Source organism: Brevibacterium sp. H602, from assembly GCF_051172395.1.
Lineage (GTDB): Bacteria > Actinomycetota > Actinomycetes > Actinomycetales > Brevibacteriaceae > Brevibacterium.
On record NZ_JBPIZD010000004.1, the window covers coordinates 100,499 to 116,391 of the forward strand.

General features: G+C 66.9%; 18 protein-coding genes. All 18 read right to left on the bottom strand.

Annotated features, from left to right (window positions below):
* Positions 1-71: 71 nt before the first annotated feature.
* The 18 genes from ACSBQT_RS04625 to ACSBQT_RS04710 all read right to left on the bottom strand — a co-directional run bounded on the left by ACSBQT_RS04625 (position 72) and on the right by ACSBQT_RS04710 (position 15,885).
* On the bottom strand, positions 72-1,118 hold the full coding sequence (locus tag ACSBQT_RS04625) for a prolipoprotein diacylglyceryl transferase (RefSeq protein WP_435001014.1): 1,047 nt from the start codon (positions 1,116-1,118) through the stop codon (positions 72-74).
* On the bottom strand, positions 1,115-1,906 hold the full coding sequence (gene trpA, locus ACSBQT_RS04630; protein ID WP_410711406.1) for a tryptophan synthase subunit alpha: 792 nt from the start codon (positions 1,904-1,906) through the stop codon (positions 1,115-1,117). Before trpA ends, ACSBQT_RS04625 begins: the two co-directional genes overlap by 4 nt.
* The gene (trpB, locus tag ACSBQT_RS04635) at positions 1,903-3,117 is read right to left on the bottom strand and encodes a tryptophan synthase subunit beta (RefSeq protein ID WP_264798710.1); all 1,215 of its coding nucleotides are present in this window, start codon (positions 3,115-3,117) and stop codon (positions 1,903-1,905) included. Before trpB ends, trpA begins: the two co-directional genes overlap by 4 nt.
* Positions 3,118-3,244: 127 nt before the next feature.
* Entirely contained in the window at positions 3,245-4,042 is a 798-nt protein-coding gene (trpC, locus tag ACSBQT_RS04640) for an indole-3-glycerol phosphate synthase TrpC (protein WP_410711407.1), read from the bottom strand.
* On the bottom strand, positions 4,039-4,308 hold the full coding sequence (locus ACSBQT_RS04645) for an HGxxPAAW family protein (RefSeq protein WP_173152511.1): 270 nt from the start codon (positions 4,306-4,308) through the stop codon (positions 4,039-4,041). Before ACSBQT_RS04645 ends, trpC begins: the two co-directional genes overlap by 4 nt.
* A gap of 96 nt (positions 4,309-4,404) precedes the next feature.
* Entirely contained in the window at positions 4,405-4,953 is a 549-nt protein-coding gene (locus ACSBQT_RS04650; protein WP_410711408.1) for a Trp biosynthesis-associated membrane protein, read from the bottom strand.
* Between the two features lie 4 nt (positions 4,954-4,957).
* Positions 4,958-6,598, bottom strand: coding sequence for an anthranilate synthase component I (trpE, locus tag ACSBQT_RS04655; protein ID WP_410711409.1), 1,641 nt, complete (start codon positions 6,596-6,598; stop codon positions 4,958-4,960).
* Complete coding sequence (gene hisI, locus ACSBQT_RS04660; protein ID WP_173152519.1) at positions 6,501-6,857, bottom strand: phosphoribosyl-AMP cyclohydrolase; 357 nt, start codon at positions 6,855-6,857, stop codon at positions 6,501-6,503. The genes trpE and hisI overlap by 98 nt, the downstream gene beginning before the upstream one ends.
* Positions 6,854-7,618, bottom strand: coding sequence for an imidazole glycerol phosphate synthase subunit HisF (gene hisF / locus ACSBQT_RS04665; protein ID WP_173152521.1), 765 nt, complete (start codon positions 7,616-7,618; stop codon positions 6,854-6,856). The genes hisI and hisF overlap by 4 nt, the downstream gene beginning before the upstream one ends.
* 9 nt (positions 7,619-7,627) lie before the next feature.
* Entirely contained in the window at positions 7,628-9,130 is a 1,503-nt protein-coding gene (locus tag ACSBQT_RS04670) for a carboxyl transferase domain-containing protein (RefSeq protein WP_410711410.1), read from the bottom strand.
* Between the two features lie 11 nt (positions 9,131-9,141).
* Positions 9,142-10,341 carry a CaiB/BaiF CoA transferase family protein gene (locus ACSBQT_RS04675; RefSeq protein ID WP_410711411.1) on the bottom strand — a complete coding sequence of 400 codons (1,200 nt, stop codon included), beginning with the start codon at positions 10,339-10,341 and terminating at the stop codon, positions 9,142-9,144.
* A 2-nt stretch (positions 10,342-10,343) separates the two neighbouring features.
* On the bottom strand, positions 10,344-10,778 hold the full coding sequence (locus ACSBQT_RS04680) for a PH domain-containing protein (protein ID WP_244195112.1): 435 nt from the start codon (positions 10,776-10,778) through the stop codon (positions 10,344-10,346).
* 7 nt (positions 10,779-10,785) lie between these two features.
* A complete protein-coding gene (gene hisG / locus ACSBQT_RS04685) occupies positions 10,786-11,625 on the bottom strand; it encodes an ATP phosphoribosyltransferase (protein WP_410711412.1) in 840 nt (279 codons plus the stop codon).
* 53 nt (positions 11,626-11,678) lie between these two features.
* Positions 11,679-11,942: a phosphoribosyl-ATP diphosphatase gene (locus ACSBQT_RS04690; protein ID WP_410711413.1), complete on the bottom strand. Its 264-nt coding sequence runs from the start codon at positions 11,940-11,942 to the stop codon at positions 11,679-11,681.
* A gap of 99 nt (positions 11,943-12,041) precedes the next feature.
* On the bottom strand, positions 12,042-12,707 hold the full coding sequence (locus tag ACSBQT_RS04695; protein ID WP_410711414.1) for a nicotinamide mononucleotide transporter family protein: 666 nt from the start codon (positions 12,705-12,707) through the stop codon (positions 12,042-12,044).
* A gap of 50 nt (positions 12,708-12,757) precedes the next feature.
* Positions 12,758-13,420, bottom strand: coding sequence for a ribulose-phosphate 3-epimerase (rpe, locus tag ACSBQT_RS04700; RefSeq protein WP_410711415.1), 663 nt, complete (start codon positions 13,418-13,420; stop codon positions 12,758-12,760).
* Positions 13,421-13,423: 3 nt separating this feature from the next.
* A complete protein-coding gene (locus ACSBQT_RS04705; protein WP_410711416.1) occupies positions 13,424-14,947 on the bottom strand; it encodes an RsmB/NOP family class I SAM-dependent RNA methyltransferase in 1,524 nt (507 codons plus the stop codon).
* Between the two features lie 5 nt (positions 14,948-14,952).
* Positions 14,953-15,885 (bottom strand): methionyl-tRNA formyltransferase, encoded by a 933-nt coding sequence (locus ACSBQT_RS04710; RefSeq protein ID WP_410711417.1) that lies wholly within the window; start codon positions 15,883-15,885, stop codon positions 14,953-14,955.
* Positions 15,886-15,893: the final 8 nt, after the last annotated feature.

Sequence of the window (15,893 nt, forward strand, 5' to 3'; positions counted from 1 at the left end):
GGAGTCCTAATTTACACCATGTGCAATTTCAGAAAAAGCAGACAAAGGAACGAACCGCGAACCAATTCGTCTCATTTGTCGGACGTTCGCGGGTTCACTTCGTGGTTGGCAGGCGCCGAATTTCCGCGCACATCGGGCACGATCGAGATCGCCGAGGTCACGGCTCCGAAGAAACCGAAGCTGTGGCGGCCACTGAGATCGATGTCTGATTCGCGCTCGATCTCCCTATCGTCAGCCTCGGTATCAGCCGCGGCGACGGGCACGTCCGCGATCGCGCGGTCATCGGGGTCGGCCACCCGCGCCACGGATGGCAGCGGAGCTCCGGAGGTCTCGGCCGCCTCGGCGATATTGGGTGCATTGATCTCGAAGGTGTGCTTTCCGCGGCGATGGCGGCGCAGCAGGGTCCGGGACCCTTGCATGTAGACGCCGGTCTCGTAGGTGCGGTGACGCAGGCGGGAGACGATGAGCCAGCCGAGGCCGATGAGCAGGGCGAGGATGGCCGTCCACACGTTGAACGGCAGTCCGAGGAGCAGGCGCGCGTCCTCGGCGGCGGGGGTGCCGATCCGCAGGGCCTCGAGCAGAATGCGGCCGAGGCCGAACAGGCACAGATACAGGGCGAATACCTGTCCGTAGCCGAGCCGGAGGCGTTTGGACACGATGATGAGCACAACACAGGCGATGAGGTTCCACGCCGATTCGGTGAGCACCGTGACCAGTTCGAGGCGACCGTCGAACCAGTCGCTGAAGGCTCCGGCGACGTGGCCGAGGATGAGCCCCGGTGCGACCGAGTCGAGCAGCGGTCGGAACCTGATGCCTTGGATGCGGGTGAGCACCCAGACGGAGAGGAAGCCTAAGATGGTGGCTCCCCAGAAGCTGAATCCGCCGTCCCAGACGGCCAGCGCCCGGACAGGGCTGCCGTCGGGGCCGAAGTAGGTCTCCGGCGCCGAGAGCAGATGTCCGAGGCGTCCGCCGATGATCGCTGCAGGCAGACCGACGACCGTGATGGCCCACAGGTCTCCCTTATGGCCGCCGCGGGCGCGCCATTGGATGCCTGTCATCCACAGCGCGAGTCCGATGCCGAGGACGGTGAAGACGACCCATGCCGGGCTGAAGCTCATGCACACCCTTCTGCGAGCTCGGCGGCGAGTCGACCGACTCCGGCCACTCCCTCGGAGTCCAGCGCCCGAACGAGCGCGGAGCCGACGATGACGCCGTCGGCGTATTCGGCGACCTCGGCTGCCTGTTCCCGGTTCGACACGCCGAGGCCGACGCAGGCGCGTTCGGCGCCGGCTTCCTTCAGCCGGGCGACGAGATCGCGGGCATGGTTGTCGACTTCGGAGCGGACGCCGGTGACACCCATGGTCGAGGCGGCATAGACGAACCCGGAGCTGTGCTCGACGATGCGGGCGAGTCGCTCGGGCGTCGACGAGGGGGCGGCGAGGAAGATGCGGTCGAGGTCGTGCTTCTCAGACGCTGCCAGCCACGGGCCCGCCTCATCGGGGATGAGATCGGGGGTGACGATTCCGCCGCCTCCGGCCGAGGCGAGATCACGGGCGAAGCTGTCGACGCCGTACTGGAGCACGAGGTTCCAGTAGCTCATGACGACGGCGGTGCCGCCGGCTTCGGCGATGGCCTCGACTGCGGTGAAGACATCGGAGGTGCGCACACCGTTGTCCAATGCAGCCTCACCGGCGCGCTGGATGACGGGTCCGTCCATTCCGGGGTCGGAGTACGGCAGACCGACCTCGATGATGTCGACGCCGTTGCGGACGAGTTCGACCATCGCCTCGGTCGAACCCGTCACGGTCGGGAAGCCGACGGGCAGGTAGGCGATGAGTGCGGCCTTGCGGCCCGCCTCGGCGACGGCGTCGAGGGTGGTTCCTGTGCGTGGACCTGAGTGCGTCATACCTGCACCGCTCCTTCGTCGATGTAGTCGAACCATTTCGCGGCGGTCGTCATATCCTTGTCGCCGCGGCCGGAGAGATTGACCAGCAGGACCGCATCGGGTCCGAGCTCACGACCGACGCGCATGGCTCCGGCCAGAGCGTGAGCGGATTCGATGGCGGGGATGATGCCCTCCGTGCGGGAGAGCAGTCGCATGGCCTCCATCGCCTCCTCGTCGACGACGGGTTCGTACGTCACACGTCCGGTGTCGTGGAGGTGGGAGTGCTCGGGGCCGACCGATGGGTAGTCGAGCCCGGCGGAGACCGAGTGGGAGGCCTGGGTCTGTCCGTCGGCGTCCTGGAGGATGTAGGTGGCGGAGCCGTGGAGGACACCAGGGCGTCCGCCGGAGAACCGGGCGGCGTGATGGCCGGAGTCGACGCCTTCGCCGCCGGCCTCGAAGCCGAAGATCTTCACGTCCGCATCGCCGAGAAATGCGGCGAAGAGTCCCATCGCGTTCGATCCGCCGCCGACGCAGGCGCAGACGGCGTCGGGCAGGCGACCGACCATGTCTTGGATCTGTTCGCGGGCTTCGACCCCGATGACGTTCTGGAAGGAGCGGACCATCGCCGGGAACGGGTGAGGACCGGCGACCGTGCCGATGACATAGTGGGTGTCGTCGACGTTGGCCACCCAATCGCGCATGGCCTCGTTCATCGCGTCCTTGAGGGTGCGGGTGCCGTTGGTCACGGCGTTGACCGTGGCTCCGAGCAGACGCATGCGCGCGACATTGAGGGCCTGACGCTGAGTGTCCTCTTCGCCCATGTAGACCACGCAGGACATGTCGAGCAGCGCTGCGGCGGTCGCCGTGGCGACGCCGTGCTGACCGGCTCCGGTCTCGGCGATGAGACGGGTCTTGCCCATCCGCTTGGCCAGCAGAGCCTGAGCCAGCGCGTTGTTGATCTTGTGGCTGCCCGTGTGGTTGAGATCTTCGCGTTTGAGGAACACGCGCGCACCGCCGCAGTGCTCGGCGAAGCGTGTCGCCTCGGTGAGCAGAGAGGGCCGACCGATGTAGCTGCGCTGCAAGGTGAGGAGTTCGTCGGTGAAGGCCGGATCCACCTGGGATTTGCGCCAGGTCTCTTCGATCTCGTCGAGTGCCGGGATCAGCGCCTCGGGGATGAACCTGCCTCCGAACTCGCCGAAGTACGGTCCGGTCTCCTCGCTCAAATCGGTCATTGCGGTCCTTCTCGATCTCCTCGTGGCGCCGACCTGTGGGACGGAGGGACTCCGCCTCACCGGACGCCGGAATGGGTGCAGTGTCAGCCCATCGTCGGTCACGTGCAGCGGCCGACGCGGGCGGGGTTCAGGATGCGGACAGGGAGCGGCGTTCCCGGCCGAGTGCGGTGTACTCCTCGACTGCGGCCTGCGGACGGCCGCCGGTGACGAGGGCTTCGCCGACGAGCACGAGGTCGGCTCCGGCGTCAGCGTACTTCGACACCTCGGCCGCTCCGGCGACGCCGGACTCGGCCACGAGGGTGCATCCGGCGGGAGCGAGTTCAGCCAGGGGCGCGAACCGGTCGGTGTCGACGCTGAGATCCTTGAGGTTGCGGGTGTTGACGCCGATGAGTTCGGCACCGAGCTCCGTCGCGATCTCCAGCTCTTCGCGGTTGTGGGTCTCGACGAGCGCCGTCATCCCCAGTTCCGTGGCCAGGGCGTGGAATTCGGCCAGCTGCACGGGATCGAGGGCCGCGACGATGAGCAGAACGATATCGGCACCGTGGGCACGGGCCTCATGGAACTGGTATTCGTCGACCATGAAGTCCTTGCGCAGGACCGGGATGTCCACGGCAGCGCGCACCGAGTCGAGGTCCGCGAGGCTGCCGTTGAAGCGGCGGGATTCCGTGAGCACGCTGATGGCCCGGGCTCCCCCGGCGGCGTACAGACCGGCGAGAGTGCCGGGGTCGGGGATTTCGGCGAGGTCACCACGGGAGGGCGACTTCCGCTTGACCTCGGCGATGACGCCGAAGTCGGCGGACAGGTCGAAGGGGCGGACCGGTTCGGCCGCCGCGGCACGCGCCGTGATCTCGCTCAGCGGAACCTCGTTCCGGCGTGCCTGCAGATCTTCCCGCACGCCGGAGATGATGTCGAGGAGGACTGTCATTTCTTCTTCGGCTTGTTGCCCAGTCCGACGGCGCGCAGGATCAGGCCGACGACGACGCCGAGGGCGACGATGCCGATGGAGATGTAGGTGATCGTGGGGTTGTGGATCGTGAAGCCCACACAGCCGACCGTGACGCCGATGAGCATGATGATGACTCCGGTCCATCCCGCCACCGAGTTGCCGTGACCGGGATCGGCGATCGCTGCATAGTCGATCGTGGATTTGTCGAGATCTGCGGCTCCGTTGCGGGCGAGGGACTGCGACATGGCGCTCCTTTGTGTGAGTGCGTGACACGCGTGTGGAATCTTTCCTCCATTGTGTCACGCTTCTTCGGCTGACCGGACACCGACCCGGTCACAAGGTCATTTCGAATCCGGGTCGGCATCCGGGTCGGACGACGTTTCGTCGTCGGGTGCGTCTTCGACGTCTTCTCCGCGGGACAGTGCGTCCCAGGTCGCGGCAGAATCGAATTCCCCGGAGGCGGATTCGGCGGTGCGGGCGTAGCGGTTGGAGTTCGTCCACCCGTTCGAGGCGACGGCGACCCAGACGATGCCGATGACGCCGATGCCTGCGGCCACTGCGGCGATGATCGCCCAGGAGGTGGCTCCCGGCGCCGAGGCGGCGCTCAGTGCGGTGATCCCGTAGCCGATTCCGGCGATGCCGGCCAGTCCCAGGACGACGAAGCGGCCGATCCGTCCGAGCATCGCGGCGAGCAGTCCCGAAACCGCGATGATCGCCACACACGCGGTGGCCACGGGTGAGGTCTGGGAGCTCGCATCCTCGGTGACCTTCGCCACTCCGCTGGGTCCGAGCGTGTCGCCTCCGGCGCCGGCCTGCCAGGCGGAGATCGTCAGCGCCCACAGTGCAGCGGCGATGACGAGGATGATGAGGACTCCGCGTGATTTCGTCATGGCCTCACCTCTGACTTCCTTCTGCCGCATCCAATGCGTCGGCCGCGGCGGCGGCACGCAGCACCGCTGCGGCCTTGTTCTCGGATTCCTGGTACTCGGTCTCGGGCACGGAGTCGGCGACGAGTCCGCCTCCGGCATAGACGCTCATCGTGCCGTCCCGGAGCACCCCGGTGCGGATGGCGATGGCGAGGTCGAGGTCGCCGGTGAAGGACATATAGCCGACCACTCCCCCGTAGATTCCGCGTCCGACGGGTTCGAGCTCGTCGATGATCTGCAGCGCCCGGGGTTTGGGCGCGCCCGACAGAGTGCCGGCGGGGAACGTCGCCCGCAGCACATCGATGGCCGTGGTTCCGGGTTCGAGTTCGCCGCGCACGGTCGAGCTGATGTGCATGATGTGGCTGTAGCGGACGATGTCCATGAACTCGCTGACGTCGATGGTTCCGGCTGCGCAGACCTTCGCCAGGTCATTGCGGGCAAGGTCGACGAGCATGAGGTGCTCGGCTCGTTCCTTCTCATCGGCCAGGAGTTCTCGGGCCAGGGAGTCATCGGCTTCAGGTGTGGTCCCGCGGGGGCGGGAACCGGCGATCGGGTGGGTGACCACCTCTCCTGACCGGACGGTCACGAGCGCTTCGGGTGAGGAGCCGATGATGCTCACCGGTTCCCCTCCGTCGTCATGGAGGTTGAGCAGGTACATGAAGGGGCTCGGGTTCGCATGTCGCAGCATCCGGTACACGCTCAGCGCATCGGCATCGCACGGGGTGTCGAATCGTTGGCCGACGACGACCTGGAAGATCTCCCCGTCGACGATCTTCTGCTTCGCCGTCTCCACACCGTCGAGGTACACCTGCGGCTGAGTGCGGGTGGCCACCTCGGGGTCGGCTTTCCGGGGGCGCAGGACATCTGCCGGGTTGGGCTGCTGCAGACGCTCACACATCGCGGCGATGCGGGCGACTCCTGAAGCATGGGCGTCGTCGATGCCGGTATCGGCGCCGTTGACGTTGAACACGTTGGCCACGAGGGTGACCATTCCCGAATAGTGGTCGAAGACGGCGATATCGCCGGGGATCATCAGCTGCACGGTCGGCAGGTGGTGTTCATTGGGCCGCGGCGGCCCGAGCCTCTCGAAGCGACGGACGATGTCCCATCCGAAGTAGCCGACGAAGCTCGAGACCATGGGCGGCAGCGCCGATTCCGCTTCGGCCACGGCGAGGAGATCGAGGGTGGCGGTGACCGCGTCGAGGACGTCGCCCTCGGTGGGGATGCCGACCGGAGGGGTGCCGGTCCAGTGGAATCCGTCTTCGGTCGAGATGAGGGTGGCCACGGGCGCCGAGCCGATGAAGGAGTACCTGGCCCAGGATCCGGCGACGGCGGATTCGAAGAGGAAGCTGCCCGGTCCGCCGTCGGTGAGTTTGCGGTAGAGGCTCAGCGGTGTCTCCGAGTCCGCAAGCACCTGGGTGTGGACCGGCACCAGCCGATGATCGGCGCCGAGGGCGCGGAACTGGTCGAGGCTGGGTCGGATCGGCAGGTTCGTGGGGTTCGCCGCTGGGTCAGTCGACACTGATGGTCCTTCCGGTGAAGCAGGTCGGGGTGTTCGTATGGCAGGCGGGTCCGGTCTGGTCGACGAGCATGAGCAGGGCGTCGGCATCACAGTCGAGGCTGAGCGAGCGAAGGTGCTGGACGTGGCCCGAGGTCTCCCCCTTCACCCAGTACTCCTGCCGGGAGCGGGACCAGTAGGTGGCCCGCTTCGTCTCCAGTGTGCGGGAGACGGCTTCGACGTCCATCCACGCGAGCATGAGCACCTCTGCGCTCGTGGCCTCTTGGACGATGACGGGGATGAGCCCGTCGGCGTTCGTTCGGATGATCTCCCGCCAGTTCTCCGGAGTCGCGTCGATGTCGCTGCTCATCGGACGTCGATTCCCTGGCCGCGCAGGGCGTCCTTGACCTCGGCGATGCTCAGTGTGCCGAAGTGGAAGACGCTGGCGGCCAGCAGGGCATCGGCTCCGGCTTCCACCGCCGGAACGAAGTGTTCGACCGCTCCGGCACCGCCCGAGGCGATGAGCGGCACATCGACGGCGGCGCGGGCGGCACGGATGAGTTCGAGGTCGAATCCCTCACGTGTGCCATCGGCGTCGATGGAGTTGAGCAGGATCTCGCCGACCCCGCGGTCGGCGGCTTCCCGGATCCAGTCGATGGCGCAGCGGCCCGTGCCTTCGCGGCCGCCGCGAGTGGTGACCTCGAAGCCGGATTCCGTACTCGCGCCCTGAGCGCGGCGGGCGTCGAGAGAGAGGACGAGGACCTGGTTGCCGAAGTGTCGGGAGATCTCGCTGATGAGTTCCGGGTTCTTCACCGCCGAGGTGTTGACCGAGACCTTGTCGGCTCCGTCGCGCAGCAGCCGGTCGACGTCGGCGACGCTGCGGATCCCTCCGCCGACGGTGAGTGGGATGAATACCTCTTCCGCGCAGGCGCGGACGACGTCGTGGACGGTCTCCCGATCACCGCTGCTGGCCGTGACGTCGAGGAAAGTGAGTTCGTCGGCACCGGACTCGCCGTAGCGGCGGGCGAGCTCGACGGGGTCGCCGGCGTCCCTGAGGTCGGCGAACTTCACTCCCTTGACGACGCGTCCGCCGTCCACGTCCAGACAGGGGATGACTCTGACAGCTACCACGCAGTCCTCCTAGATTCCCAGGCCCCGGTAGCGATCCATCCGGCGGGCCAGGCGCCTGGCCGAAGGTTCGCGCATGAGCGAGATGAGTTCGTATTCGAGTGTCTCACCGACCCGGGCGACGAAGTCGAGCGGTTCGTCGCTGGCGTCGGGATGCTCGGCGATGATCCGGTCGACGACTCCGTTGGCCTGCAGCATGGGAGCGTGCACGCCCTGGCTCTGAGCCATCTCGGCGGCTCTCTCCGTCGTGCGGTGCACAATCGCCGAAGCGCCTTCGGGCGGCAGGGGCGAAAGCCAGCCGTGTTCGGCGCTGAGCACCCGATCGGTCGGGATGAGGGCCAGTGCTCCGCCCCCGGATCCCTCACCGAGGATGAGCGAGACGGACGGAGCGTCGAGGTTGGCGAGGTCGGCGAGGCTGCGGGCGATCTCGCCGGCGATGCCGCCTTCTTCGGCTTCCTTCGACAGGGCAGCGCCGGGGGTGTCGATGACGGTCACGAGCGGCAGGTGCAGCTCCGCGGCCAATCGCATTCCGCGTCTGGCCTCACGCAGGGCCGCCGGGCCCATGGGTGCGCGGGAGTCCTGCCGGAATCGGTCCTGGCCGAGGACGATGCACGGTGCGGAACCGAACTTCGCCAGGGCCAGCAGCAGTCCGGGGTCCTTCTCCCCTTCGCCGGTGCCGTTGAGCGGCAGCACGGTGTTCGCTGCGGTGCGCAGCAGATCACGGACTCCGGGGCGTTCGGGGCGACGCGAGCTGGTGATCGCGGCCCAGGCATCGGAGTTCGGGTCGACGCTGTCCGGGGCCGTGTCCGGGTCCGGCACCGGGCTGGGAACTTCCTTGGCGCCCATGAGCACGTCGAGGACGCGGGAGACCGTGCCGGCGATGCGTTCGGGTCCGATGACGGCGTCGACGATGCCCATCTTGTGCAGGTTCTCCCCGGTCTGCACGTTCTCCGGGAACTTCTCTCCGTAGATAGCCTCGAAGACTCGGGGGCCGAGGAATCCGATGAGGGATCCGGGTTCGGCCACGGTGACGTGCCCCAGCGATCCCCAGGAGGCGAAGACTCCTCCGGTGGTGGGATGGCGCAGGTAGACGAGGTAGGGCAGTCCGGCCTTGCGATGGGCGATGACGGCGTTCGTGATCTTCACCATCGACAGGAAGGCGATGGTGCCCTCCTGCATGCGGGTGCCGCCCGAGGCGGGACCGGCCAGCAGGGGCAGACCTTCGAGCGTCGCACGTTCGATGGCGTCGACGAGACGTTCGGCCGCGGCCACGCCGATCGACCCGGCGAGGAAGCGGAATTCGCCGGCGATCACGGCCACGCGACGGCCGGCGATGGTGCCTTCGCCGGTGATGATGGATTCGTCGACTCCGGACTTCTGCGCCGCTGCGTCGAGTTCAGCGGCGTAGGCATCAGAGATCCCGCCGGCGGGCTGGACGGGGGTGGTGTCCCAGGACAGATACGATCCCTCGTCGAGGACGATGTCGACGAGCTCGAGTGCGTTGAGACGCGTCATGGCGGTTCCGTTCAGTTTCCGTCGGCGAGCCACGCCACGATGGATTCCGCGTCTTCGTCGAGCAGCGGCGGGGCATCGTGAGCGGTGCGGGTGGTTTCGACCTCGCCGGAGGAATCGGCGTCGAAGAAGCGCAGCGGCGGTCCGGGCAGGTCGATGTCGCCGAGCACGGGGTGGTCGACGGAGACCTTGAGTCCCTGGCTGAGCGCCTGCTCCCACTCGTAGACCTCGGGCAGGGTGCGCACCGTGCCGGACGGGATTCCCGCCTCGGTGAGTCTGTTCAGCAGATCGGCTGCATCGTAGGCGGAGAAGCGGTCTTCGATGAGTTCGATGACCGCCGGGCGGTTCTCCACCCGCTCGGAGTTGACGGCCATGCCCTCGGTGGCGGGATCGATGTCGAAGGCAGCGCAGAACTTCTGCCACAGGTTCTCGTTGCCCACGGAGATCTGCACGGCGCCGTCGCGGCAGGTGAAGAGGCCGTAGGGCGACAGCGAGGGGTGGTGGTTGCCGCCGGGCTGCGGTTCCTGACCGGCGACCGTGGCACGGGTTCCCTGGAAAGCGTGGACGCCGACCATTCCCGCGATGAGCGAGGTGCGCACGACCTTGCCCTTGCCGGTGCGTTCGCGTTCGAGCAGGGCCGCCAGCACACCGTATGAGCCGTAGATTCCGGCGAGCAGGTCGGCGATCGGCACTCCCACGCGCTGCATATCATCGGGTCCCGAACCGGTCAGCGACATCAGCCCGGCTTCGCCCTGAGCGATCTGGTCATAGCCGGCGCGGGAGGCTTCCGGACCGTCATGGCCGAATCCGGTGATGGAGAGGATGACCAGGCGCGGATTGATCTCCATGCAGCGGGCGGTGGAGAAGCCGAGGCGGTCGAGGACTCCGGAGCGGAAGTTCTCGATGAGCACATCGGCGCGTGCGATGAGTCCGGTCAGGGTGTCCTTGCCCGTGTCGGATTTGAGGTCGAGGGCGATGGATTCCTTGTTGCGGTTGCACGAGAAGAAGTAGGTGGCCTGAGGGTTGTCCTCGGGGCCGACGAAGGGAGGTCCCCAGGACCGGGAGTCATCGCCCTTGCCGGGGTTCTCGACCTTGATCACCCGCGCACCGAGATCGCCGAACATCATTCCTGCATGAGGGCCGGCCAGGGCACGAGAGAGATCGACGACGGTATATCCGGTCAGGGGTCCAGCCTCGGGTGTCTCGTTCGCCATTCCTAATCCTCCTTGAAGTGGGTGCGTCTCTTGATGAGCATACGCAATCGTGCGACCTCCGCATGGGCGCGGCGACCGTCTGCATGCTGGATCGCCATCACCGCGCAGGTGGTGCCGTCCGTGAGGTCCAACAGGGGCCACGGGTCATCGCCCTCGGGTGAGAACGTCACACCGAGGATCTGTCCCCAGTCGAGCCGACGGGTGCGCACCATGTTCTTGACCACCAGGCCCTCCTCGGTCGGGCGGGCCTGGATATCGGAGATGCGCAGCAGGGCGGCTCCGAAGAGAATGCCCAGCAGGTTCATCCATATCATGTCGAGGACTGTCCACGGTTCCCAGTCCACGACGAACAGCGCCACGGACAGGACCGCGAACCCAGCGGTCACGGCAACGGCACCGACGATGCTGACGACGCGCACCTGTCGGGGCCGGAACACGGCCAGATCAGATTCGGCAGGCGCCAATGTTCGTCACCAGAATCGCACGCGCCCCGACTCCGTAGAGACGGTCCATGACGTTGTTGACTTCCTTCGCTTCGACCATGACGCGCACGGCGACCCACCCGGTCTCCTGCAGCGGGGACACGGTCGGGGATTCGAGTCCCGGAGTCAGCGAGATCGCCTCGGGAACCAGGCGCTGTTCGATGTTGTAGTCGACGAGAACGTACTGGCGGGCGACCATGACCGATTCGAGGCGTCGTTTGAGCACGTCGATGCGGGATTCGGCTCCGTCGCGCTGGATGAGCACACCTTCTGATTCGAGCAGCGGCTCGCCGAAGGTTTCGAGTCCCGCGGCGCGCAGCGTGGAGCCGGTCTCGACGACATCGGCGATGGCGTCGGCGACTCCGAGCTGGATGGAGACCTCGATCGCTCCGTCGAGCTGCACAGTCGTCGCATCGATTCCGCGTCGCTGCAGGTCTGCTTCCACGAGGTTCGGGAAGCTCGTGGCGATGCGGGCACCGGCCAGCTGGTCGGCCGAAGTGAAGGAGCCGACGGTGCCGGCGTAGAAGAACCGCGAGGCGCCGAATCCGAGTCCGAGCACCTCATCGGCTTCGGCCTGTGACTCGAGCAGCAGATCACGGCCGGTGATTCCGGCGTCGAGGATGCCCGAGCCGACGTAGATGGCGATGTCGCGGGGACGCAGGTAGAAGAATTCGACTCCGTTGACCTCGTCCTGATGGACCAGGGTCTTGGTTCCGCGTCGAGTGGAGTATCCGGCCTCGCTGAGCATGTCGGAGGCGGCTTCGGACAGTGCGCCCTTGTTGGGCACGGCTACACGCAGCATAGGGTCCCTTTGGAGTTCGATGGGGTCGGGTCGGTCAGGTTCGTGGGAGGGTCTTACAGGTGGGTGTTGACGTCGTCGAGGGTCAGTCCCTTGGCGATCATCATCACCTGCACGTGGTAGAGCAGCTGCGAGATCTCCTCGGCGAGATCTTCCTTGGTTTCGTATTCGGCGGCCATCCACACTTCGGCGGCCTCTTCCACGACCTTCTTGCCGATCGCATGGACTCCGGCGTCGAGTTCGGCCACGGTCTTCGAACCGGTGGGGCGATCGAGGGATTTCTGCTGGAGTTCGGCGTAGAGAGTCTCAAAGGTCTTCACTTCTCCAGCCTAATGCATCCGCATCGGCCGCAGCATTCGGGGTCTCATGTTCTAAAACGCGGCGGACCCGGGTCTCACCGGTGCTGCCGGCGGCTGACCTCAGTCCTCGGGGTCGCGGCCGATGTCGGTGGCCGGACGGTGAGGCGCAGAGATCGTCTGGCGTGACCGCTTCGACCAGTCGATGAGTCCGAGGATGACCATGACGAGGAAGAACAGGTACACGGCACCGGAGAAGACGAGTCCGCCGGAGATCGCCAGCGGGATGCCGACGAGGTCGACGGCGAGCCAGACGAACCAGAATTCGACGATGGCCCGGCCCTGGGCGTACATGGCCACGATCGAACCGATGAAGATATAGGCGTCGGGGTAGGGGTTCCAGGACCATCCGCCCGCGGCGAGGACCCAGCCGAAGACTCCGGTGCCGATGACGAGAGCCGCGAGCAGGATCGCCCGTTCCTTCCAGCTCGCCCAGCGGACGAGGACTTCACCGGCGGCGGCCTTGGACTTCTTCCATTGCGTCCATCCCCAGACCGCGGCGACGATGATGACGACCTGCCGAGAGGCATTGCCGCCGAGACCGGCGGAGAGGCTGGCCGAGAAGAGCAGGATGGAGCCGAGGATCTGCACCGGCCAGGACAGGATGTTCCGGCGCAGCGCCAGGACGACCGTGGCCAGCGCACAGATGTTGCCGAACAGGTCGGAGTACGGCACAGGCTTGCCCAGCAGTTCGAATGCCGGGGTGTTCAACCAGTCGAACAGGTCCATCGCAGGCTCTCTTCAGGTGTGGGCCGTGAGTATGGTCCGGCCCGGTTCGGTCAGTGGGTGTGTGCGGCGGCGAGCGTGCGCAGTTCGCTGATCGCGGCTGCGACATCGTCGGCACCGTAGACGGCGGAGCCGGCGACGAGGACGTCGGCGCCGGCATCGACGACACGGTCGATCGTCGCCGCGGAGACTCCCCCGTCGACCTGCAGCTTGATCTCGAGTCCGGAGGCAGAGATCGCTTCGCGGGTCCGCGTGATCTTCGGCAGGCACACGTCGAGGAACTTCTGACCGCCGAATCCGGGTTCGACGGTCATGATGAGGATCTGATCGAATTCGCCGAGGAGGTCGATGAAGGGTTCGATCGGGGTGGCCGGTTTGAGCGCGAGGCTGGCCTTGGCCCCGAGGCGGCGCAGTTCCCGAGCGAGACGGACGGGGGCGGCGGCCGCCTCGGCGTGGAAGGTCACCGAGGCGCAGCCGATCTCCGCGTACACGGGAGCATTGCGGTCGGCATCGGCGATCATGAGGTGGGCGTCGAGCGGGATCGGTGAGATCGCCTGGATGCGTTCGACGACGGGCGGGCCGAAGGTGAGGTTCGGCACGAAATGGTTGTCCATGACGTCGATATGGGCCATATCGGCGGTGCTGATCTTCGTAAGCTCACCGCGCAGATCGGAGAAGTCCGAGGACAGGATGGAGGGGTTGATGTCGATCGACATGGGTCATTTCGCCTTTCGCAGGAGAGCCAGGAACATTCCGTCGCTGTTGTGGACATGGGGCCAGAGCTGGGCGTATCGCCCGTCTTCACGGGTCACCGAGGCGAACGACTCCGCCTCGCTGCCGGTGATCGCCGACAGCACGGCCGGGGTGTCGAGGATCTCCACGTCAGCGCTCACGGACTTGGCTCGCAGGCGCAGAACCTCGTCGACGATGAGCACGGTCTCGGCGTAGTGCGGTGAGCACGTCGAGTAGGCGACCACTCCCCCTGGTGCGCAGGCCTCGAGGGCCGCAGAGAGCAGTTCGCGCTGGAGTCCGGTCAGTGCCGTGATGTCTTCGGGTGACCTGCGGTAGCGGGCTTCGGGGCGGCGGCGCAGGGCGCCGAGTCCGGAGCAGGGCACGTCGACGAGGATCTTCGAGTAGGGTCCGCGAGCGTCGCGGCCATCGCGGACGGCGGCGGTGACATTGGTCAGCGCCTTGGTGGAGTCGCGGACGAGGTCGACACGGTGCTCGCTGGAGTCGAAGGCCTCCAATGTCGTCGATTCGCCCGCGGCCGCGGCACCGAGGACGGCTGCCTTGCCTCCGGGTCCGGCGCACAGATCGGCCCAGGTTCCGGCGGGTGCGTCGACATCGGCCAAAGCGAGGGCGACGAGCGCGGATCCTTCGTCCTGGACGCGGGCGCGTCCGTCGGCCACGGCTGCCACGTCTCGAGGCACTGCGGTCTCCAGGGTGACGCCGATCGGCGACAGCGGGGTGGGTTCCCCCGGCAGTTCGGTGCGGTCGATGAGTCCGGGCAGGGCGGTCACGCCGACCTTTGCCGGAGCGTTGTCGGCTTCGAGGAGGGCTTCGAGCTCGGCGGCATCGCGGCCGTGTCCCTTGAGCGCCTGGTTCAGTGCACGGACGACCCATTCGGGATGGGAGTGTTCGATTGCCAGTCGGGTGGTCTCGTCGGCCTCGGCGGTGACGCGGTCGAGCCACTCGACGGGTTCGGCTTCCGAGATGCGGCGGAGCACGGCATTGACGAATCCGGCGGTCTTCGCCGCCGATCGTTTGACCACGGCCACTGTTTCGGACAGTGCAGCATGGTTGGGCACCCGCATCGACAGCAGCTGGTGGGCGCCGAGGCGCATCGCGGCCAGGGGTTCGGGATCGATTCTGTCGACGGCTCGGGACGAGGCGATTTCGATGACCGCGTCGTAGAACTTCTGCCGACGCAGGGTTCCGTATGTGAGTTCGGTGGTGAAGGCAGCGTCCTGAGCGCCCATATGTGTGCGGGCGAGTTTGGCCGGCAGCAGCAGGTTCGCGTAGGCGTCTTTCGTCGCCACGTCGAGGAGGACTTCCCAGGCGATGCGCCGCGGCAGGTTCTTACCCGCTCGTTCGGCCTGCGGTGCTCGGCGGTCCTGACGTGGGCGGTCGCGGCCGTGGCCGCCGCGTCGGTCGGTGTCTCGGGGGCCGCCTCGGCGCTGCCCGCGATTGCCGTCGTTGCCGCGGCTGCCGCCTCGGCGGTCTCTGCCTGCTGACTCAGCCATGGCTCTTATGCTTGCCTCTCGGTATAGGGGTCGAAGGTCACGTCTCCGCGGCCGCGCAGGAAGTCGGCAGTGGCCATCCGGGCCTTGCCGAAGGGCTGGATCTGCTCAACTCGGACCCAGCCGTCACCGCAGCGCAGCACCGGCTGATGCTGCCAGGTGGTCAGTTGCCCGACAGCGCCGGGGGTCGTCACTTCGGGTGCGGGTATGAGCCCGAAGAGCTTCGTCCTCTTGCCGTCGAGTTCCACCCATGGCCCCGGTGCGGGACTGGTTCCGCGGGCCCGGTTGATGACCTGGGCTGCGGGTGCCGACAGGTCGAGGTGGGCATCGTTGACGGTGATCTTCTCCGCGTGGCTGGACTCACCGGACTGCGGAGTCTCCACAGCGGTGCCGGCGGCCAGATCGTCGAAGGCGGCGACGAGTTCGGGAGCGCCTCTGCGCGCATATTCCTCGAGTGCAGAACCGACGTCGGGATGATCGAGCGGCAGTTCGAGTCGGCGCAGCACGGGGCCGGTGTCCATGCCTTCGTCGATGCGGAACACGCTGACTCCGCTGGTGATCTCGCCGTCGATGAGTGCGCGTTGGACAGGGGCGGCTCCGCGATAGGCCGGCAGCAGTGAGAAGTGGAGGTTGAACCAGCCGAGTCGGGCGGTGGCCAGTGCGGCGGGTCCCGCGATGGCGCCGAAGGCGACGACGGCGACGGCGTCGACATCGAGTGCCTGCAGCTGGGAGATGACCTCGCCGCGCAGACGACCGGCTTCGATGACGGGCAGTCCGAGTTCGAGAGCGCGAGTCTTCACCGGTGACGGGGTGAGGACTCTCTTCCTTCCGACGGGCGCATCGGGTCGGGTGAGCACCGCACGGATGCGGTGGCTCGATTCGGCCAAGGCCTCGAGGGCGGGAACTGCGACATCAGGGGTGCCGGCGAAGACGATATCCACGTGGGGAA